Genomic DNA, 19,716 nt, shown 5'->3' with positions numbered 1-19,716 from the left:
TAAAGTTTTTAATATTCAGCCCGGCAAGTATTGTTGATAAAACCTCTTTTATCAATCAATCAGCCGCAGTCCTTGCACCATTTTTTCATAAATGGTCGGGAACATATTGTTACCGAACGATGATCCGGTGCCCCCGAATAGCCAAAGTCTAGCCCACAAGAACCCAAACATGTACAAAACGCTTCCGAAAATAACAGGGGCGGAGGCGTATTTCAGCCTCCGCCCCCAGCCGGTTCTCTGAAACCGGACACAGTTGGCATAATATTGCCCGCTGCGGGACTGCGTTACTGCTCCTGCAGTATGCGAAGCATCCGCCTGAGCGGTTCCGCCGCACCCCACAGCAACTGATCACCAACCGTGAACGCTGAGATGTACTCAGGCCCCATGGTCAGCTTGCGGATACGGCCAATGGGAACACTCAACGTACCCGTAACCTTCGCCGGGGTGAGCTCCCGAAGGGTGGCATCCCGCTCATTGGGAATCACCTTCACCCAGTCGTTGGCTTTGGCCAGGATGGACTCAATCTCGGAAACCGGAAGGTCCTTCTTCAATTTGATGGTCAAGGCCTGACTGTGGGAACGCATGGCACCGATGCGAACGCAGATGCCGTCGATCGGAATCGGATTGCTGCTGCGACCAAGAATCTTGTTGGTCTCGACGCCCGCTTTCCATTCTTCCTTGCTCATGCCGTTATCAAGCTGCTTGTCGATAAACGGAATCAGGCTGCCTGCCAGAGGCACTTCAAAGTGCTCGGTGGGAAAGCCGTCCGAACGCATGGTTTCGGTTACCTTGCGATCGATATCGAGGATAGCCGAGGATGGATCCGCCAGCTCGTCACTCACGCTGCCCTTCAGCTCGCCCATCTGGTTGAGCAGTTCCCGCATGTTCTGGGCACCGGAACCAGACGCCGCCTGATAGGTCATAGGCGATACCCATTCAATCAGGTCCTGCTCCAGCAGCCCACCAAGGGCCAGCATCATCAGGCTGACAGTACAGTTCCCACCAACGTAGTCCTTCACGCCCTTCGCCAGGGCATCGTCAATCACGTTGCGGTTGACCGGATCAAGAACGATGACGGAATGATCGACCATCCGCAGCGTGGAAGCGGCGTCAATCCAGTACCCCTGCCATCCGGCATCACGGAGTTTCTGGTACACGGCACCGGTGTAATCCCCGCCCTGGCAGGTAACCACCACATCCAGCGTTTTCAGGGTATCGATATCGAAGGCATCCTGCAGCGCAGGCACACCCTCTTTGCCTACGTCCGGTGCCGGCTTTCCGGCCTGGGAAGTGGTAAAGAAGATCGGTTCGATATCTGCAAAATCGTTTTCTTCGCGCATGCGCTGCATGAGGACAGAGCCCACCATACCGCGCCAGCCAATAAGTCCAACTCGCTTCATGTGCGACCTTTGAACCTCGTTTTATGCCCGCCCTCTACCTGTATCGCTGGCAGGGACAGGATGGATGATCCCGCGACAACCGCATCGCGTTGTCGTCGGGTCTCAAAACTTGCCGGCCTCAGAGTGCCGCCAGAACGGCATCGCCCATCTCTCGGGTCGATACCTTCCGGCCCTCAGAAGACATGATATCCGCTGTCCTCAGGCCCTGATCCAGCACTTTGCTGACCGCCGCCTCTATCGCCTCGGCGGCTTTCTCCTCGCCAAGACTGTACCGCAACATCATTGCGCCACTGAGGATAGTAGCCAGCGGGTTGGCTATGCCCTTACCTGCAATATCGGGCGCTGACCCATGACAGGGCTCGTACATACCCTGCTTCTCAGAGTTCAGAGACGCAGAGGGCAACATCCCGATCGACCCCGTCAGCATAGCCGCTTCGTCAGAAAGAATATCACCAAACATGTTGCCAGTCACAATCACATCAAACTGTTTGGGTGCCTTGACCAGCTGCATGGCGGCGTTATCCACGTACATATGGGAGAGTTCAACATCCGGGTATTCCCGGCGCAGGTCTTCCATGATTTCCCGCCACAGAACAGTCACTTCCAGCACATTCGCCTTGTCGACAGAGCAGAGCTTCTTGCCACGCTGCTGCGCCGCTTCAAAGGCGACACGGCCAATACGACGAATTTCCGATTCCGTATAGGCGTACGTGTTGTAGCCCTGACGCTCCCCACTTTCCAGTTCGCGGACGCCCCGTGGCTGGCCAAAATAGATGCCGCCGGTTAACTCCCGAACAATCATGATATCAAGGCCGGAGACCACCTCTGGCTTCAGTGAGGATGCAGAAGCAAGCTGAGGATACAGAATGGCCGGGCGCAGATTGGCGAACAACTCAAGGTTGGAGCGCAGCCCAAGCAGTCCTTTTTCAGGACGACTGGCCATCGGACGCTTGTCCCACTTGGGGCCGCCCACGGCGCCCAGCAGGATTGCGTCCGCCTTACGCGCCTTGTCCAGGGTATCCTCCGGAAGTGGCGTATCCGTTTCGTCGATGGCGGCACCGCCAACCAGGGCGGACTCGAAGTGCAGCTCCAGACCGAATTGCTCGTTTATCTTACGCAGAACCTTTTCCGCTTCGGCAACAATTTCCGGGCCAATGCCATCGCCAGGAAGCATCAGGATAGAACGGGACATAGTGATTCCTTGAAGGTCGATTCGTTGTGGTAATTCAGGGCGGATCAGCGACCGGCATCAAATAACCAGGGTGCCGTTTCGCGCCTCGACGCTTCGTAGGCCTTTATGACCTCCGCGTCTTCGAGCGTAACACCGATATCGTCCAGGCCGTTCAGCAGGCAATGTCGACGAAAATCATCAACTTCAAAGTTGAACGATTCGCCGGACGGCGTGGTAACGGTTTTGGCTTCGAGATCTATCGCCAACTGATAGCCCTCTTCCGCCTCGGTTTCATGAAACAGCCGATCTACAATTTCTTCATCTAAAACAATTGGCAACAAGCCATTCTTAAAGCAGTTGTTATAGAAAATGTCGGCGAAACTGGGCGCAATGATAACGTGGAACCCAAAATCCTCAAGCGCCCAGGGGGCGTGCTCGCGGCTGGAGCCACAACCAAAGTTGCGCCGCGCCAGGAGCACGCTGGCATTTTTGTAGCGATCCTGATTAAGCATGAAATCAGGATTGATGGGCCGCTGTGAGCAGTCCTGGTCCGGCTTGCCTTCATCAAGGTAACGCAGTTCGTCAAACAGGTTCGGCCCGAAGCCGGTACGTTTGATGGACTTCAGAAACTGCTTGGGAATGATCATGTCCGTATCCACATTGGACCGGTCCATGGGGGCAACAATGCCCTGGTGTTGCTTTAAGGCTCGCATGGTGTCTCTCCTGTGGATCAGTTCATCATCTCGCGGACATCAACGAAGTGGCCGTTGATCGCCGCCGCCGCTGCCATGGCCGGGCTAACCAGATGGGTACGCCCGCCGAAGCCCTGGCGGCCCTCGAAGTTACGATTGGAAGTGGAGGCGCAATGCTCTCCCTGCCCCAATTTGTCGGCGTTCATGGCCAGACACATGGAGCAGCCCGGATCACGCCACTCAAGACCGGCTTCAATAAAGATCTTGTCCAGCCCTTCCTGTTCCGCCTGAACTTTCACCAGACCGGAACCGGGCACCACCATCGCCTGCTTGAGTGATGACGACACCTTCCGCCCCTTCACGACCGCCGCTGCTTCACGAAGGTCCTCTATACGGCTGTTGGTACAGGAGCCAATAAACACACGATCCAGCTTGATCTCGGTAATCGGCATGTTCGGCCTCAAGCCCATGTACTTCAAGGCACGGACAATTCCCTCGCGCTTGATGGGATCGGCTTCCGCTTCCGGGTCCGGCACATTACCGCCAACGCCGGCGACCATCTCGGGAGACGTCCCCCAGCTCACCTGCGGCATAATTTCGGAACCGTCGAGTTCAACAACCTTATCGAACACCGCATCGTCATCGCTGTGCAACGTCTTCCAGTATTCAATGGCTTGCTCGCGCATCTCGCCCTTGGGGGCAAACGGGCGATCCTTGACGTAATCAATGGTGGTCTGGTCTACCGCGACCATGCCCACTCGCGCACCGGCCTCGATGGACATGTTGCAGATCGTCATTCGGGCCTCCATCGAAAGGCCTCGAATCGCTTCACCGCCAAATTCGATCGCACAGCCCGTGCCGCCGGCGGTGCCGATCTTCCCGATAATGGCGAGGACAACGTCTTTCCCGGTCACGCCGGGCCCAAGCTTGCCATTCACCTTCACCAGCATGTTTTTCATTTTCTGCTGAACCAGACACTGGGTGGCCAGCACATGTTCCACCTCTGACGTGCCGATACCATGAGCCAGGCAGCCGAATGCACCGTGGGTGGAGGTATGGGAATCGCCACAAACAATGCTCATGCCAGGCAGTGTCGCGCCCTGCTCTGGCCCGATCACATGCACGATGCCCTGGCGTTGGTCCTTGATCTTGAACTCCAGGATGCCGAACTCGTCGCAGTTCTTGTCCAGGGTTTCCACCTGAATCCGGGATACCGGGTCAACAATGCCTTCAATGCCTCGGGCGCGGTCGGTGGTGGGTACGTTGTGGTCCGGCGTCGCCAGGTTGGCATCCAGCCGCCAGGGCTTACGCCCAGCCAGACGAAGGCCTTCAAAGGCCTGCGGCGAGGTTACTTCATGCAGCAGGTGCCGGTCGATGTAGATCAATGCGGAGCCGTCATCCCGCTGTTTGACGAGATGGTCGTCCCACAATTTGTCGTATAAGGTCTTGCCCGCCATGGTTCTCTCTCACTCTCTGGGGGTTTCTGTTTTTTCAGTATGGTTCTATTTTAACGCCTAGCCTTGAATAACCTCAATTCATGTTTTTTATGTTGCGCATTCCATGATGGAATATTAGGATTTGGTGGGACCTCCACCAAAAGCTGCAGTTACGGATTCAACCACAATGGATGCAAATTCCCTGAAAGCGTTCCTCACCATCGTCGACCAGGAGTCGTTCTCCGAGGCGGCAGAACTGCTACACCTGACGCAGCCTGCAATCAGCAAGCGGCTGGCTGCTTTGGAGAACCAACTGGGAACGAAGCTGATCGACCGGAGCAATAGACAGATCCGATTGACGGACGCAGGGGCACGCCTTCTACCCCATGCCCGGCGAATTCTGGATGAAGTGCACAATGCCCGACAGGCGCTGTCAGATCGTGAGGGATCGGTTTCAGGACAGCTGTCGGTGATTGCCAGCCACCACATCGGACTGCATCATCTCCCTGCCTGGTTACGGCGGCTGAACCGGGATTATCCGGAGGTGTCTCTGGAACTGCAGTTCATGGATTCTGAAAGCGCCTTCGGGCAGATGCGTAAACGTACAGCAGAGCTCGCGTTCGTGACCCTGAGCGAGAGCATGGACCAGGCATTCGATGTGCACGTGCGCTGGGAAGATGCCATGGCATTCGTGGTGTCGCCGGAACATCCACTGGCCTCGCTGGACAACCCGGGGCTCGGGGATCTGTCCCGGTATGACGCCCTGCTCCCCGAAGCTGGCACCGCCACCTACCGATCCATCAGCCGACTGTTTCTCGATGCGAGCCTGCCCCTGAAAATCCAGATGCCCACCAACTACCTGGAAACCATCAAGATGATGGCCAGCGTCGGGCTTGGGTGGAGCGTTTTGCCGGTGAGCATGGTCGACGACTCACTTACGGTGCTTTCTGTGCCCCACTCCGTAAGCCGCATTCTCGGCGGTGTGGGACTGAAGGGCCGATCGCTGAGCCCCCAGGCACAGGCACTGCTGGATATCGCAGCAGATCTTCAATAAAACCCGCTCAACACCACAGCAACACCAATCAATGCTCGGGCGGCGGCCTCAGGCCCCGCCAAGTGATGACAATGGCAATGGCCATGGCCGCCGCCCCGCCCCAGAACGCGGCGGAGGTACTGAACCCGTCCACCAGAAAGCCCGACAACCAGGCGCCCAGTGCGCCACCGGCACCAAAGGTCAGCCCACTGTAGAGCGCCTGCCCCTGGCCGTGATGATGCTGCCCGAAGAAACCCTGAATATACTGCACCGAAATAGCGTGCAGAGCGCCGTACGAGGCCGCATGCAGCAACTGCGCGAAAATCAGCACCGCCACCACATTCGTCACTTCCGCGATCAACACCCAGCGGATCATCGTCAGTGCCAATGCCGCAATCGCAATCTGCCTCACGGTGAAATTGCGGGTCAGCCGATGCATCACCAGGAACAACCCAATCTCTGCCAGCACCCCTAGCGACCACAACAACCCGATCGCCAACTTACCGTACCCGTGCTGCTCAAGGTGAATACTGAAAAACGTGTAGTACGCCCCGTGGGATACCTGCAGCAGAAAGTTCATCAAAAAGAACGTCACCACCGCCGGGTGAGTCACAATCGCTTTCAGACTGCCCTTGGGCGCCGGTGGCTTACGCTCTCCCCGCTCCGACGGCACCAGAAACGCCGACACCGCAATCCCCGCAAACACCGGCAACAACAACCACGGCAACAGAGTGATCGGGATCAGCTCCAGAATCCCGCCCACCAGCGCCACCGCGCCAATAAACCCTACCGACCCCCATAACCGCACCTTGCCGTATTTCTCACGTTGCGTTCCCAGCGACCGCAACGTGATCACTTCATAAAGCGGCAAAATCGCGTTCCAGAAGAACGTAAACGCCAGCATGACCAGCAACAGCCCATAGAACCCCGGCTCCATGAACACGCCGGCGAAGAACAGCGACCCCGTAATGGCACCGAACCGAACCAACCGCACCCGCTGCCCAGTCCGATCCCCCAGCCATCCCCACACACTGGGCGCCACAATCTTGGTTAATTGAATCGTCGCCATCAGTGTGGCGATCTCAAGGTAGGAAAAGCCCCGGCCTTCCAGATACAGGGACCAATACGGCAGCAAACCGCCGAGGAGAGCGAAAAACCAGAAGTAGAGGTTTGAAAGGCGCCAATAGATAGGAATGCTCCAATGAGATATCACAGAAGACCGACCGCTGCGGCAAGCAGGGCCTTTCAAAACCGTGGAGGGCCAGGGATGGCCCAACCGAGCCTACATGGACGTACTTGCGGCGTGTTTTGAGAGGCCCTGCTTGCCGCAGCGAGCACCATTACCAACCGCGACCGAGCCCTACAGGGACGTATTTACGGGCGTTTTTTGAACCATGCTCACCGCCGGAACCGCTTCGCGAATTAAGACGACCGGCTAGTTGGCGAATTGTTCCTTCGCAGGCTGGCTGAAAACTCCAATACTCTCACGCCTGCCCAATATTAGGCGTAGACACCGTGACATTCCCATTCTGACCACGATGGCGGAGATAATGATCCATCAACACAATGGCCATCATCGCCTCCGCAATCGGCGTCGCACGAATGCCCACACAGGGATCATGCCGCCCCGTGGTAATCACCTCCACGGGATCACCGTGAACATCAATACTCCGCCCCGGCAACCGCAAACTGGACGTCGGTTTCAGCGCAATACTGGCCAGGATTGGCTGCCCCGACGAAATGCCGCCGAGAACACCACCGGCATGGTTCGACAGGAACCCTTCAGGGGTTAACTCATCCCGGTGCTCCGTGCCTTTCTGGTCAACACACCCAAAGCCCGCTCCAATCTCAACACCCTTCACCGCGTTAATGCTCATCAACGCATGAGCCAGGTCCGCGTCCAGCCGGTCGAAAATCGGCTCACCCAGGCCGGGAGGAACGCCCTCAGCGACCACATTGATACGCGCACCGATGGAATTGCCCTCTTTGCGCAGGGCATCCATATAGGCTTCCATCTCCGGCACCTTATCGGCATCCGGGCAGAAAAACGGATTCTGGTGAACCTGATCCCAATCGATCTTCTCAATGCGGATTGGTCCCAACTGGGAAAGATAACCCCGGATCGTGATGCCAAGGCGCTGATCCAAAAATTTCCGTGCAACGGCACCGGCGGCGACCCGCATCGCTGTCTCGCGTGCAGAAGACCGACCTCCACCCCGATAATCCCGAACACCGTACTTGTGCATGTAGGTATAGTCGGCGTGGGCAGGACGGAACTGCTCCGAGATCTTCGAATAATCCTTTGAGCGCTGATCGGTATTCTCGATCACCAACCCAATGGGGGTGCCAGTGGTCTTACCCTCGAACACCCCCGAGAGGATCTTCACTTCGTCCGCTTCCCGGCGCTGGGTGGTATGACGCGAAGTGCCGGGCTTGCGGCGGTCCAGATCCCGCTGCATATCAGCCTCGGACAGCTCAAGCCCCGGAGGGCAACCATCAATTATGCATCCGAGCGCAGCCCCGTGGCTCTCACCAAAGCTGGTCACCGTAAACAATTTTCCGAAGCTATTTCCCGACATGATTCAGTATCTTATCCAGGGTATTTAATGTAGGTCTTCAGCAGTCAACAGAAACACACCGTCGCCGCCATTCTCAAATTCCAGCCAGGTAAACGGCATATCCGGATAGGCTTCCTGCAACGCCACCCAGCTATTCCCGACCTCAACAATCAAGAGGCCACCCGGGTTCAGGTAATCGGCTGCCCTCGCGAGTATCCGATGAGCGATGTCCAGCCCATCTCCCCCGGCAGCAAGGCCAAGTTCCGGTTCGTGGCCATACTCCGCCGGCATATCCGCAATATCGTCAGCGTCCACATAGGGAGGGTTGCTGAGGATGACATCGTATCGACCTTCAAGCCCATCGAACACATCGGACCGTACGGTGCTTACCCGGTCACCAACCTCGTGATAATCGATATTGACCGCGGCCACGTCGAGGGCGTCGGTAGAGATATCCGCAAGGTCCACCTCGGCGTCCTCGAATACGCTCGCGGCTGCAATGCCAATACAGCCACTGCCAGTACACAAGTCCAGGATCCTGCCCACGGGCTTGTTACCCAACCAGGGTTGCAACCCGCCTTGAATCAGCTCTCCCAATGGTGAACGCGGCACCAGCACGCGTTCATCCACATGAAATGGCAGCCCCATAAACCAGGCTTCACCCAACAGATAAGCCAAGGGGACCCTGTCGTCAATACGGCGTTGCATGCGATCAAGGATCAACGCTCGTTCTTCACGGGTCAGCCGCGCATCCAGAAACAGGGTATTGTTTTCCAGAGGCAAATGGAGGCTGCGCATAACCAGTTGCACAGACTCATCCCACACGTTGTCAGTGCCGTGGCCAAAATAAAGAGGCGAATCGGCAAAACGAGAAGAAACGTACCTCAGGTAGTCTCTGACGGTGTGCAGGTCATCAATGGGGTTACTCACGCACGCTCATCCTGTTCGGAAATGATCAAGGCGCTGAATTATACGCTCTTTCCGGCACAGGCTGCAGCCCACCGCCGCAATCGCGGTTTCAGGGTCATATCGCCATCGGGCCAGAGCTGTTCTGGTTCTCTTCGTACCGGTCCAACGCGGCGGCCATACGTTCCCGTCCAAGCTGAATCAGTTCCGGCGCCTTGTGATAGTCATAGCTGCGGCTGGCGTTCTTGGGAATGTTCACCAGCAAATCGGGTGGATACCCAGCGATCTTGTATTGTACCAAGGCGCTTTGCATGGTTTCGACGGTCAGGTTCATGACATCGAACTTACCAATACCCAGCTTATCCCAGTCAATAGTCTCGTGATCATCCTGATGTTTCTTCGGTTCCGATTTTATCGCGGGCGTCTTTTTATTGTGCTCGTTCTTCGCCACCGCCTTGCTGATTTTCTCTTCCGGTGAAGCCGACGAACCACCCTCTTTCTTGGTACTGAAGGTCTTCAGGGCATCCCAGTCAAACCAGCGGGAGGCCTTATCACGGATTTTTTCGACCCATTCCTCGGTATCATCGTCGTCAGGGTTTGCAAACGCCGCATCCGGCAATCGCCGCCCGCGGTCATCTTCGCCACTGAGGTTTACGGCCACAATCATATCGGCATGGGAGGAAATGGTCGGAATGATCGGCAGTGGATTGAGCAAAGCGCCGTCCACCAGCACGCGGCCATTCAACACCAGAGGCGTCACCACACTGGGTATGGCAACCGACGCCCGGATGGCCTGATCCAGCGGCCCTTCCTGAAACCAGATTTCCTTATGGGCAAGGAGATCCGTCGCCACAGCCGTATAGGCGATCGGAAGGTCTTCAATTCGGGTATTTCCAATCATTTCCCGCACCACGGAGAATATCTTTTCTCCACGAATGGCGCCGACGGAGCTAAAAGTCACATCCAGCAGCTTCAGCACATCGAACTGGCCCAGGCCAGTTACCCAGTCCTTGTAATCCTTCATCTTGCCGGCTGCAAACACGCCCCCGATCAAGGCTCCCATGGAACAGCCGGAAATGGCGACAATGTCGTAGCCTCTTTCCACCAGTATCTCGATCGCACCTATATGGGCATAGCCCCTGGCCCCGCCACTGCCAAGAGTCAGCGCTACGGTCTTGCCCTTGCCGGGAGCCGTCGGCCGGGGATCGCCTTTCTCGGACGCCGACTGAGCAGCGGATATTCCGGTGCTCGTGACAATCTGGGAGATATCGTCTGCCGGCTTCTGATCTTCGTCCTGAAGCTCTGTCCCGGATGGCCTGTTCATTCCCTTCACCTCGTAATCACCATCACTTCAACCCGGTCACCTTGCCGATCGGGATTTGGTATCACAACCGTGGGGCCAACCGTAATGATCATCTGGCGGCTTTCGGAAACGCCACTTTTGGCCAACACCTGGGAAAGTGACTGCGCTGCAGCCTCTGCCCGCTCCATAGACGCTTCCAGGGTTTCATTATCCTTGAGCTGGGAATAGGCCGTCAGTACTACCCGGGCTTCAGCCTCGCCGGCCCAGTCATTGATGATGCGCCGGTCGGCACCGCTCCACTCAAAGCGGTAGGTGATGCCACCCTGCCAGGGCACAATCACCGGCCCCTTGATTCTGGCGCTTTCGTTGCCCATTCCCGGAATATCAGTTCCCTGAGGCGCGACCAAATGTTCAACCCAGACAAACTGGCGCTGGTTGGCGCGGGTAACCGTATACACCAGCGTCAGCCACGGCTGGCCATTCTCATCGACCGAACCGGCAACAAGATAGTCCTGATTGTTGTCCCGCCCATAGAGACTGGATTGATCAAAAATCTGGTTGGCCCACACGTTACTGCGCCCGCAATTCCTTCCGGAACATTCAAACAGTATCTGGGCGCCACGGGCCTGCAATTCCCTTAGATAGTGATCGCGAGCCTCTTCCCGGTTGGCACCGCCCTGGACTTCATATAACTGCCCGACGCCCTTGACCGGGAGCCGGGCCATGGACGCGGAGCGGATCTCGTTGTTCACCTCACGAACCGGGCTGAACAACACCAGATGCCCCGGCGACTTGATGCTGATTTCCTGATCAAGGCGCGCCTCCGGAAACGGTTCCGGCGGTGGCATTTGCGCCGACACCATGGTCGAAAACCCCATGAACATGGCGGCGACCCACACTACTGACTGCGACAAGCGCTTATTCTGCATCGTCTAAAAAGCCTCTGACTGCATCAATGACGGGTTCAACATTCCCGTCCAGGTGGCAATGGTGGCCTCCGGGCACGGCCACCACATCCAGGTTCGCGATCGCATCCAAACGTGAATCAAGTTCCGGGCGACTGGCCAGGAGCCCCTGCGTCGCACGCAGGAAACGTGTTGGCGTGACGACTTTCTTCAGGCAAGCGGTCACTTGCGCTTCGTCCATCATTATCATCGATGGATGGCGCAAACGCGGATCGGTTTGCCACACGAAACCATCACCGGAAGACTTCATGCTCCGCGTTACCAGCATTCTCGCGGCTTCTGGCGACAGGGGGATCATGCCACCCTCCCGAGCCTTGGCTGCCAACTCTATGTCAGGGTATACGACCGCTTTCCCTGAACCCGTCATTCGTTTGATGATCGACTTGCGCATCTGATCGATCACCTCATCCGGTTTACGACTGATCGGCCCAATGCTGTCGATCATGACCAACCGACGCACCCGTTCCGGAAACGCCGCCGCGTAGAGCACGCTGACAATCCCGCCGAGTGAATGACCCACCAGATCAATCTGCCCTTTCGGCGAGTCTTTGAAATGGGTCTCAACCAGTTCTGCCAGGTCCGCCACATAATCCATCAACTGGTAACCCTGGCCTTCAGGCCGGTGCCCGGAACGCCCGTGCCCAGCCATATCGAGGGAGTACACATCGCGATTGCCCGCCAACGCCGGGGCCAATCTGGCGAATGACAGGGCGTTATCCAGCCAGCCGTGGATCATCAGCACCGGCCAGGTTTCAGAGGCCGTGGCAGCGGGCCAGTGCAGGCCTGCCAGGTCGATGTGTTTAAGAGACCAGTTGATTTCCCGACACGTCATTGTTGTATCAGGTGGGGTTTCCAGAATGGTGTCGTTCATTGAAGCGCTTACATAGTGTGGGTGGGTCGATCCGAGCTCAATGAACCCGCCAGGTAGGACTCGATTTTGGTACGCGCGGTTTCGTCTTCACCATCGAACTGCACACCAATGCCCGCTGCACGGTTGCCCTGGGCACCCTTCGGGGTAATCCAGATCACCTTGCCCGCCACGGGGATTTTTTCCGGCTCATCCATCAGGTTGAGCAACAGGAACACTTCATCGCCCAATTGATACTGTTTTTGCGTGGGAATAAACAACCCGCCCTGCCGGATATAAGGCATGTAGGCGGCGTAGAGTACCGCCTTGTCCTTGATGGTCAGCGTGAGAATGCCACTGCGTGCGCCAAAACCAGGCCCCATAGTAAACACCTTTCTCTGTATTGATAGCTCTGTATTGATAGCAACCGGATTGATAACAACCGGAGTCAATAAACTCCTGATATTCCGCAATCATAGCAGTAGTTGTTAATCACTGCCCTATCCTGCCGCGCCATTGGTCACTCCGTTTATCCCGCAGCTGGCCTGCGGCGCGGCATGAGTTTCTGCCATGCGATCAGCAATCGGCCCGTTTCCAACTCAGGGTTCACGTTGTAAACGCCGGCAGACCTGGACTCGTGGATCGCATCCAGGAGTTCATGGGCCCGCCAGGAAGGATTGTTTCTGGCAAGGAACGTTAACATGTCCGCCGCTTCCGCATCCCGGGGCTGCCCCCCGGCACTGATGCGGGCCAGGTCACCAGCCCAGCCTTCAAATAGCCATAGAGCACTTTCAAGCCCCATTGCCTTGAACGGCTTTGCAGCCTCGGAAAGAGTGAGCTGACCCTTCATGAAATGGCGGAAGTTGTCCAACGCCTCATCCCGCAGGCTAATAAACTCTCCGGTAGCATATTCCAGGGCCAGCCGCGGCGCATTGGCTGCCAGTACCAGCGCCTTGGCGCATTGCTCCGGCGTTGGTCTGTTGTCGCCATCCATCGCTTTGACCGCCGTCGCCAGCCAACCAGCAGCCTGATCCCTGTCCGGCGTAGCAATCAGCAAACTCTGGCAGCGGGAACGGATCGTCGGCAATACCGGCCTGCCACTCTCCTGTAGCAGCAGAAGCACCACATCTTTGGCGGGTTCTTCCAGGGTTTTCAGCAACGCGTTGGCGGAATTGATGTTCAACTGGTCCGCCCGATCAATAATGGCCACCTTGCGGGAGGCCACCTGGGGAGAGCCGACCGCGAATGCGGACAGCGCACGAATCTGATCAATCTTGATCATCCGTGATTTTTCCGGTGCATAAATCCGAATATCCGGATGGGTGCCCGCGGCAACCAGCTCGCACTGCTTACAGATGCCACAAGGGGACCCTGCGTCCATATCCGCCTTTTCACAGACCAGCAACCCGGCCAGCGCGTTGGCAAACAGACGCTTTCCCACGCCGTTCTCGCCCGTCACCATCAGGGCATGGGGCATCCTGTTGCCGGCGATGCGTTGGAGCAGTCGGCTCCAGGCGTCTTCAAGCCATGCCATGGTTGCTATGGATGCGTTCACGTATTCACCCCTCTGATGAACTGGTTGACGGTCGATCCGCCTGTCGTTTCATCGTGGCCAGCAATCGCTTCATTTTCGCCAGTTCGCCATGATGACCGGTTTCGGAACTCCGGCCATAGTAATGTTTGTTGATCAATCGGGCAAAAGCCGTTGCTGTGCCGGCCGCCGCGGGTTTTGCCCGGGCAAGCCTTGAGGCCAGTTGGGAGGGTGTTTCACCGTGACGTACAGGCACTCCCGAACGGTCACACAACCGATACCAGCGGCTGACGAGACGACCAAGCGGGTCCCGGCTTTCCACGCGACGGTACTGCCAGGCGGTAACCAAACCCGCCAGTAACAGCGCCATACCGACAATGCCCGCGGTAATATAGCCAAGCTCCCGCATTCCTATCCCTCCAGGCAAACGCGACATCAGGTCCATCTGTGACTGCCCCTGATATCCGACAACCCAGCGCTGCCAGTGGTAATTAATCTTATCGAGCTGCAGGGAAGCCCACTGCAGCATCGCCAAATCGCCGTAGCGCTGTGGCGATGTCCAATCGTTCTCAAGGAACGAGCCTTCCTCAGCCACCGCCTCCCGTAGACCAAACTCAATACGCTCGGGAGCAATGGCAGCTGTCGGGTCCGCCCGCACCCAACCCTGGCCGGGGAACCACGCTTCCACCCAGGCATGGGCATCGTACTGCCGCACAATGAGATATTCGTCATCTGCGCCGGGTGACCCGCCCTGATATCCGACCACCACTCGGGCCGGAATACCCGCTGCGCGCAACACAAACGTGGTAGCCCCGGCGTAGTGGGCACAGAAACCCCGCTTTTCATCGAATAACAGGCTGTCGATGCCATCCACGGGCATAGCGGGTGGGCGCAGGGTGTAGAAATAGGCCTGCTCCCGGAAACGGGTCAGAAGCTGCTGCACCAATGCCTGAGGGTTGTCGTGTTGGCCAGCCAGTTGTTGCCCGAACGCCCTTGCCCTCGGGTTGCCGCTTTGTGGTAACTGGAGATAACGCTGAAGGTTATCGGGCTCCGCACTGGCATCCTCCGTTGTTTGGTTCCCGACCAACTCCATCCGGTAACGGACCGCGCTGTCAGCCGGCCGGTCAAACCGGAACAGATTCTCATCCGTTTGCTTTACATTATTGGAGACCGCCCTGGAGTTCTCCAGAGCAAAGGCCCAGGTCTGGTCCGTCGGTTCCAATAACACCTCGTACTGGTTGGGCCCGAGCGGCCCTACGCCACCATCAACGTCAACACGGCCAAGCCGGCGAAACGGCTTTCCAAGGCCCTGTTGCCAAGTGTCTCCGTCAAGGCGATCCAGGATAAGCCCGCGCCAATATCGGTCCCGGTAGGCCGGTAACTCACCGCCAAAGGTGACGCGAAAGGCTCGCTCACTGCTCTGGGCGAGACTCGAGATGTCACCGGGAGTCATGGTGTCGCTGATTCCAGTTCGGGCTTCGCCGGAAACCAGCGGCACACTCCAGAGCGGCGACATGCGCGGGAAGAACACGAACAGGAGCACTACAATCGGCAAGGTCTTAACCAGCATCAGCCCCAAGCGCCGCCATCCCTTCTTCATGGCACCGGGAATTTCCGGCGCATTCACCACCTGCAGGCCGATTAACAATAAGGCAACGCCCGCAATGTTAATGACACTCCAGTGAATCTCCTGATGAAACAGAAAGTTGACTGTCGCCAGGTACACCAGGATAAAAAACAGCACATAGAAATCCCGGGTGGATCGGGTCTCAAGCCATTTAAGCCCCACCGCCAGCACAAAAAACGACGCCGCAGTATCAACGGTGAAACGCCCCTGCACAGTTGCGATATAAACGGCCACCAGTACCAGCATGATCCCGGTACGCATCCACCTTCCCGGTAACCTGACCCGCCCGGATTGCGCCAGCCACCGCCAGCCAGCAAGTACAGCGCAACTGGCCACCAGCCAGATCGGCAATCGGTCCCACTGGGGAATCAGCAACAACCCAAAGCCTGCGATCAGCCATATCAACGCGCGGCCCGATACCAATTCCGCAGCCTTTAAGGAGCGTGAACTCGGCGAATTACTCAGGAACCTGCGAATCATGCCCGTCCCTCCCCGAAACCAGAAGACGCAGAGGTCCGATTCCCAACCTCTTCGGAGCGGGTACCATGGGGCAGAGGACCACCTTCCCTTGGTTGTTCAAGGCCAAAGATGGCCAGCGCCTTAAGGCACCGGTTGGCGTGAGCAGCACCGGTGTCCGGTTCAATCACCTGCCCCGGCAGATTCAACCCGAAACGGCTGTTGTTGCGGGCCCGTTCCATCACCTGATGAGCCAGGTAACCCAGGCGCAGCTCACGGTCCACGCCCCTGAAAGCGTCGTAATCAAGCCAGTGGGGGCTGCCCTGTTCACCTTCCCAATCGGTAATCACCATCTCACCGGTACGGGCGTATCGTTTCCACTGAACCCTCTGGCTCAGATCCCCCTCCCGCCAGGGCCGAATGTCGGCATGGTCATTCCCATCCGTCGAGCGGGCCTTCGATTGCTCCTCTCCGTCCTGAACCGTGCTGGTCACATCCGGGGCGGCCAGAGGGTTTGGATAGACAATGCCGGACGTGACCGGCCGCAGCCAGGACCAGGCCTTGAAAAGGCCAAAAGGAAAGCGGGTTTCCACGCGGATACGTTCCGGCTGCAGGTAGCCACGTTGATAGGACGGTATCGCCAGGGTCATATCCTCCTGCTGCCCGGCTGGCACGTGCTGGTTTTCGAGTTGACTGTCATCGCAGAACAGGGATATCGCCAGCGAATCATGACGGGGCGACACAGCCCTTAAACGGAAGGGTATCGTATCGCCGGCAAAGCCATCACCGGCCTGTATGAGTGTCAGTTCCAGCCCCGACAGGTTGCGGTGGGTCTGGTGCATGGCCGCAACAACTACTGCGCCCAACAGAAATGTGAGCATGTATATCAGGCTGTTCTGGTAGTTAATTCCGGTAATCAGCATGATCAACAGTAAACCGGCAAACACCACCCCGGCACCCGTGGGCAGGATAAAAACATTGCGCTGTCCGAATATTCGCTGATCGGCTCGCGGAATCCGCTGGTTGACCCAGCGCTGCCATCGCGAACGAAATGCCTTCAACATAAGAGTCCTGTTACAAAAACTGGATGGTTACGCCTGTTATATAAACACGTTTGCGCGGTTTTACAGAAGAATACTGACAATAGTCCGATTCTGATCACAAACACCACAAAATCGCCTTGAAATCCGAATCTCTGAGAAGAATACTGCAACCAAGGAGCATACTGACTGCAGTTTAGTGTCGGAAGCGCCTCCATTTCGCGTTTGGACACGGCAAGAGGCTACGCCATGAACCGCCGAACACCCTTGTACATCGCTCTGGCTGGTACGGCCAGCCTGGCTGTTTCGTTTAGCTCCCCGCTGATGGCCGGGGTGCAGACCCTGACCTCTGACGAAATGGTTGAAACCTACGTGAAGGATTCCGCCGTCATCGTGGTGCCTAAAGAACGGCAGAAAACCGACGCGGACCGGCAGCAGATTATCCGCTCCCTGACCATTTCTCCGGGTGAGCCGGTGCTAACGGAAGCGGAAGAGGAAGCCTATCGCGAAGCCCTTGAACGCTTCGAACGGGAAGGCAAGAAAGGTGCCCTTGAGAGCGCGGAAGAGGAGTTCCTCCGGCGCGCTCTGCTGCTGCCCCAGGAAGAACTCGCCCGGGTGCAGCCCCCAGCGGAGTTCACCCCAACCATTCCGCCCATTATTTTCGGACAGCAGGCCCAAATACCCGACGAGCCATTCAGCCAGACCTTTCTGAACGATCAACTGGGCGTTGGGTTTGACGGCCAGAACCTGAACTTCACCATTGGCAACCCGCCGGGTATTGATACGATCCAGGTGCCCCATGGCATTAACGAAGGCCCGATCACATTAACACCCCGTCCTGGCGGTGGGTTTGATCTGTCTATAGCGGTGCCGGATCGCTAAGACTATCTCTACAGGTCCGAAACATAAAAAGCGGTGACTCCTTGCGAGTCACCGCTTTTTTTACCAGTACTTTTTTGACCGGCATAAAAAAACGCCCCGCAGCGCGGGGCGTTCACACCAAAGGTGTTATGCGATCAGCTTAGTGACCGTATACAGCCAGCTTGGTGTTGCTGATGTGCAGGTTGTCGATACCGATGGTACCGATGTTTGCACCGCCGATGTTGGTTTCGGCAACGTTGATGTCCATCAGGACGTCATCAACATCTACACGCAGTACGCCAGTCGCTGTGGAAGCGCCCAGGCCGTCGCCTTTGTAGATGTCCAGACCAACAATCGCGAAGCCAGCCTGAGCCAGACCAACTTTACGCTGCTCTTCCGGAGTCAGGTTGGCAGGATCTTCACCAAAGATCTGAGCAAGGCCGGCTGCACCAAGTGCTTCACCGCCGGACTCAGAGCCCTTGATGGTCATGCCAGCGATGCCAACACCCAGGAAGTCAACGTCGAAGCTCATTTCTTCAACGGTGAACGCTGCGTCAATGTTCAGGGTACCAGTACCAGCCTGGCCATCTACGTCGTCAGTGTCGACAACGATGTCCAGAGCGCCGAGAAGACCCCATGCGTCCATGTTGGAAACGAGAACGGTGTTTTCACCGCCGTTACCTTCAAGCTCCATGGAGCCTGCAGTCATACCCCAGTCGATGGGAATCGGGTTACCACTGCCATCAGTCTGGAGAGAGCCAACGTGAATGATCGCGTCGCCATCGTCAGCGATGTCGATGTCAATTTTCAGTTGGTCCAACAGAGCGCCGGCGCCGGTAGCCGCAGCATAGTCTGCAGCAGACTGTGAGCTACTGGCCAACGCACCACCCAGCTCAATGTCCTTAACGGCGAAGGTGCCTTCGTCCGTGTAGGTGAACTGACCGATACTTACCTGGGTTTCCAGCTCGATGGTCACACCGGCCTGACCGGTGACGTTACCCATCATGCTGTCGTCCATCGCCTGCAGCTCGGCTTGAGCGGCGAAGGGCGCAGCAGCAACAGCTGTTGCCAGTGCAATTTTCTTCAGGCCTTTCATATTGTTCTCCTTGATTGAACTTATTGTTATCCGGTTGAACGTTTTAACCTTGTTGTGAGGCTCAACCTCACCACTCCATTTAAGATTGTTTTACAGTCTGGTTCCGTGAATGCATTCACAAATTGTCACAAAACAACTCGGTTCGTAATAATTGACCGATATACTCTTTAATATCAGCTAGTTGAAGAATCTCCCTCACCCTTGTCGTCGTAAAAAATCTGGAACGGCTTTTCCTGCGACATTGGTTTTCCAAAGCTGGCTTTTCCGTTCTCAAGGTTGATGGGGATCAGCTTGAAACCCGAGATGCCAAGACGATGTTCGTGTTCAAGAACCAGCGCACGGATGGTTTCTCCATCTTTCTCAACGCTGCCTGGGTATGCGATCGCAGACGCATGGATTTCCCCGCGGCGGGCAATCGATTTCAGACCTGCGCGATACATCAGTACCTTGACCTGCCCCGGTGCTTCCTCAGCCTTTTCCTCCAGCCTCATTTGCTGGACCTTGTCGGACTTCATCACCATGAACGCCATTGGACGGAAAATGCCGGCTTCCTCAAGTTCTGTACCGGCGTTTTTAACCACCGAGTCGGTCAGTTCCGTGAGGTGTCGCTGCGCAACCGCGACGACCGCCGCCAGATCCTTATCGTCCAGCTTGCCATCCGACAGCACATGGTCCTCCCGATCAATCGCATCCTGCGCCAACACCTCTGTGGAAAACGCAAACCCTGCGATCATAGCCAAAACAAATCGCTTACCAATGCCGTTACAAGTCTTCATACTGGTTACTGCCCTTAG

General features: G+C 56.9%; 18 protein-coding genes. 2 read left to right on the top strand and 16 right to left on the bottom strand.

Translation table 11 applies throughout. The annotated features are described in order from the left end of the window. Nucleotides 1-284: 284 nt before the first annotated feature. The 4 genes from asd to leuC form a co-directional block, all read right to left on the bottom strand. Nucleotides 285-1,400 carry an aspartate-semialdehyde dehydrogenase gene (gene asd, locus ACTRWH_RS03225; RefSeq protein WP_036205486.1) on the bottom strand — a complete coding sequence of 372 codons (1,116 nt, stop codon included), beginning with the start codon at nucleotides 1,398-1,400 and terminating at the stop codon, nucleotides 285-287. Between the two features lie 118 nt (nucleotides 1,401-1,518). Next, a complete protein-coding gene (gene leuB, locus ACTRWH_RS03220; RefSeq protein WP_136633070.1) occupies nucleotides 1,519-2,592 on the bottom strand; it encodes a 3-isopropylmalate dehydrogenase in 1,074 nt (357 codons plus the stop codon). Nucleotides 2,593-2,636: 44 nt separating this feature from the next. Further along, the gene (gene leuD, locus ACTRWH_RS03215) at nucleotides 2,637-3,284 is read right to left on the bottom strand and encodes a 3-isopropylmalate dehydratase small subunit (RefSeq protein ID WP_036205483.1); all 648 of its coding nucleotides are present in this window, start codon (nucleotides 3,282-3,284) and stop codon (nucleotides 2,637-2,639) included. Between the two features lie 17 nt (nucleotides 3,285-3,301). Beyond that, nucleotides 3,302-4,720: a 3-isopropylmalate dehydratase large subunit gene (gene leuC, locus ACTRWH_RS03210; RefSeq protein ID WP_126812540.1), complete on the bottom strand. Its 1,419-nt coding sequence runs from the start codon at nucleotides 4,718-4,720 to the stop codon at nucleotides 3,302-3,304. A gap of 166 nt (nucleotides 4,721-4,886) precedes the next feature. Between leuC and ACTRWH_RS03205 the strand changes: the two genes are divergently transcribed. After that, nucleotides 4,887-5,753 (top strand): LysR substrate-binding domain-containing protein, encoded by an 867-nt coding sequence (locus ACTRWH_RS03205; protein ID WP_462825886.1) that lies wholly within the window; start codon nucleotides 4,887-4,889, stop codon nucleotides 5,751-5,753. 28 nt (nucleotides 5,754-5,781) lie between these two features. Here the strand turns inward: ACTRWH_RS03205 and ACTRWH_RS03200 are convergent, their stop codons facing one another. The 10 genes from ACTRWH_RS03200 to ACTRWH_RS03155 all read right to left on the bottom strand — a co-directional run bounded on the left by ACTRWH_RS03200 (nucleotide 5,782) and on the right by ACTRWH_RS03155 (nucleotide 16,989). Further along, entirely contained in the window at nucleotides 5,782-6,945 is a 1,164-nt protein-coding gene (locus ACTRWH_RS03200) for an MFS transporter (protein ID WP_462825885.1), read from the bottom strand. 271 nt (nucleotides 6,946-7,216) lie between these two features. Continuing rightward, a complete protein-coding gene (aroC, locus tag ACTRWH_RS03195) occupies nucleotides 7,217-8,311 on the bottom strand; it encodes a chorismate synthase (protein ID WP_273623393.1) in 1,095 nt (364 codons plus the stop codon). Between the two features lie 24 nt (nucleotides 8,312-8,335). Then, nucleotides 8,336-9,220 (bottom strand): 50S ribosomal protein L3 N(5)-glutamine methyltransferase, encoded by an 885-nt coding sequence (gene prmB, locus ACTRWH_RS03190; RefSeq protein ID WP_036205478.1) that lies wholly within the window; start codon nucleotides 9,218-9,220, stop codon nucleotides 8,336-8,338. Between the two features lie 94 nt (nucleotides 9,221-9,314). Beyond that, nucleotides 9,315-10,520 carry a patatin-like phospholipase family protein gene (locus tag ACTRWH_RS03185; RefSeq protein ID WP_036205477.1) on the bottom strand — a complete coding sequence of 402 codons (1,206 nt, stop codon included), beginning with the start codon at nucleotides 10,518-10,520 and terminating at the stop codon, nucleotides 9,315-9,317. Between the two features lie 5 nt (nucleotides 10,521-10,525). Beyond that, entirely contained in the window at nucleotides 10,526-11,428 is a 903-nt protein-coding gene (locus tag ACTRWH_RS03180) for a DUF4892 domain-containing protein (protein WP_273623397.1), read from the bottom strand. Continuing rightward, a complete protein-coding gene (locus ACTRWH_RS03175) occupies nucleotides 11,418-12,335 on the bottom strand; it encodes an alpha/beta fold hydrolase (protein WP_075195244.1) in 918 nt (305 codons plus the stop codon). Before ACTRWH_RS03175 ends, ACTRWH_RS03180 begins: the two co-directional genes overlap by 11 nt. 8 nt (nucleotides 12,336-12,343) lie before the next feature. After that, a complete protein-coding gene (locus ACTRWH_RS03170) occupies nucleotides 12,344-12,694 on the bottom strand; it encodes a PilZ domain-containing protein (protein WP_007152597.1) in 351 nt (116 codons plus the stop codon). Nucleotides 12,695-12,840: 146 nt separating this feature from the next. Further along, nucleotides 12,841-13,845 (bottom strand): DNA polymerase III subunit delta', encoded by a 1,005-nt coding sequence (gene holB / locus ACTRWH_RS03165; RefSeq protein WP_273623650.1) that lies wholly within the window; start codon nucleotides 13,843-13,845, stop codon nucleotides 12,841-12,843. A gap of 25 nt (nucleotides 13,846-13,870) precedes the next feature. Beyond that, nucleotides 13,871-15,949: a transglutaminase TgpA family protein gene (locus ACTRWH_RS03160; protein WP_273623400.1), complete on the bottom strand. Its 2,079-nt coding sequence runs from the start codon at nucleotides 15,947-15,949 to the stop codon at nucleotides 13,871-13,873. Beyond that, complete coding sequence (locus tag ACTRWH_RS03155) at nucleotides 15,946-16,989, bottom strand: DUF58 domain-containing protein (RefSeq protein WP_273623402.1); 1,044 nt, start codon at nucleotides 16,987-16,989, stop codon at nucleotides 15,946-15,948. The genes ACTRWH_RS03160 and ACTRWH_RS03155 overlap by 4 nt, the downstream gene beginning before the upstream one ends. Nucleotides 16,990-17,214: 225 nt before the next feature. On the opposite strand from ACTRWH_RS03155, the gene ACTRWH_RS03150 reads away from it, so the two are divergent. Next, nucleotides 17,215-17,847 carry a hypothetical protein gene (locus tag ACTRWH_RS03150; RefSeq protein ID WP_036205472.1) on the top strand — a complete coding sequence of 211 codons (633 nt, stop codon included), beginning with the start codon at nucleotides 17,215-17,217 and terminating at the stop codon, nucleotides 17,845-17,847. A gap of 139 nt (nucleotides 17,848-17,986) precedes the next feature. On the opposite strand, the gene ACTRWH_RS03145 is transcribed toward ACTRWH_RS03150, so the two are convergent. Both ACTRWH_RS03145 and ACTRWH_RS03140 read right to left on the bottom strand, forming a co-directional pair. Then, nucleotides 17,987-18,922 (bottom strand): DUF6160 family protein, encoded by a 936-nt coding sequence (locus tag ACTRWH_RS03145; RefSeq protein ID WP_085680530.1) that lies wholly within the window; start codon nucleotides 18,920-18,922, stop codon nucleotides 17,987-17,989. Between the two features lie 173 nt (nucleotides 18,923-19,095). Then, nucleotides 19,096-19,698 (bottom strand): hypothetical protein, encoded by a 603-nt coding sequence (locus tag ACTRWH_RS03140; RefSeq protein ID WP_273623406.1) that lies wholly within the window; start codon nucleotides 19,696-19,698, stop codon nucleotides 19,096-19,098. Nucleotides 19,699-19,716 lie beyond the last annotated feature (18 nt).

The sequence above is a fragment of the Marinobacter sp. G5_S1_61_S3 genome (assembly GCF_054968585.1).
This window is presented reverse-complemented; position numbering and strand designations above follow the sequence as displayed.

What these genes read in the sequence shown, in the direction of transcription:
- leuD (WP_036205483.1), bottom strand. Translation starts at nt 3,284, where the DNA reads ATGCGAGCCTTAAAGCAACACCAGGGCATTGTTGCCCCCATGGACCGG.
- asd (WP_036205486.1), bottom strand. Translation starts at nt 1,400, where the DNA reads ATGAAGCGAGTTGGACTTATTGGCTGGCGCGGTATGGTGGGCTCTGTC.
- ACTRWH_RS03185 (WP_036205477.1), bottom strand. Translation starts at nt 10,520, where the DNA reads ATGAACAGGCCATCCGGGACAGAGCTTCAGGACGAAGATCAGAAGCCG.
- ACTRWH_RS03205 (WP_462825886.1), top strand. Translation starts at nt 4,887, where the DNA reads ATGGATGCAAATTCCCTGAAAGCGTTCCTCACCATCGTCGACCAGGAG.
- ACTRWH_RS03145 (WP_085680530.1), bottom strand. Translation starts at nt 18,922, where the DNA reads ATGAAAGGCCTGAAGAAAATTGCACTGGCAACAGCTGTTGCTGCTGCG.
- ACTRWH_RS03155 (WP_273623402.1), bottom strand. Translation starts at nt 16,989, where the DNA reads ATGTTGAAGGCATTTCGTTCGCGATGGCAGCGCTGGGTCAACCAGCGG.
- leuC (WP_126812540.1), bottom strand. Translation starts at nt 4,720, where the DNA reads ATGGCGGGCAAGACCTTATACGACAAATTGTGGGACGACCATCTCGTC.
- ACTRWH_RS03170 (WP_007152597.1), bottom strand. Translation starts at nt 12,694, where the DNA reads ATGGGGCCTGGTTTTGGCGCACGCAGTGGCATTCTCACGCTGACCATC.
- leuB (WP_136633070.1), bottom strand. Translation starts at nt 2,592, where the DNA reads ATGTCCCGTTCTATCCTGATGCTTCCTGGCGATGGCATTGGCCCGGAA.
- ACTRWH_RS03175 (WP_075195244.1), bottom strand. Translation starts at nt 12,335, where the DNA reads ATGAACGACACCATTCTGGAAACCCCACCTGATACAACAATGACGTGT.
- ACTRWH_RS03140 (WP_273623406.1), bottom strand. Translation starts at nt 19,698, where the DNA reads ATGAAGACTTGTAACGGCATTGGTAAGCGATTTGTTTTGGCTATGATC.
- ACTRWH_RS03150 (WP_036205472.1), top strand. Translation starts at nt 17,215, where the DNA reads ATGAACCGCCGAACACCCTTGTACATCGCTCTGGCTGGTACGGCCAGC.
- ACTRWH_RS03180 (WP_273623397.1), bottom strand. Translation starts at nt 11,428, where the DNA reads ATGCAGAATAAGCGCTTGTCGCAGTCAGTAGTGTGGGTCGCCGCCATG.
- holB (WP_273623650.1), bottom strand. Translation starts at nt 13,845, where the DNA reads ATGGCATGGCTTGAAGACGCCTGGAGCCGACTGCTCCAACGCATCGCC.
- aroC (WP_273623393.1), bottom strand. Translation starts at nt 8,311, where the DNA reads ATGTCGGGAAATAGCTTCGGAAAATTGTTTACGGTGACCAGCTTTGGT.
- ACTRWH_RS03160 (WP_273623400.1), bottom strand. Translation starts at nt 15,949, where the DNA reads ATGATTCGCAGGTTCCTGAGTAATTCGCCGAGTTCACGCTCCTTAAAG.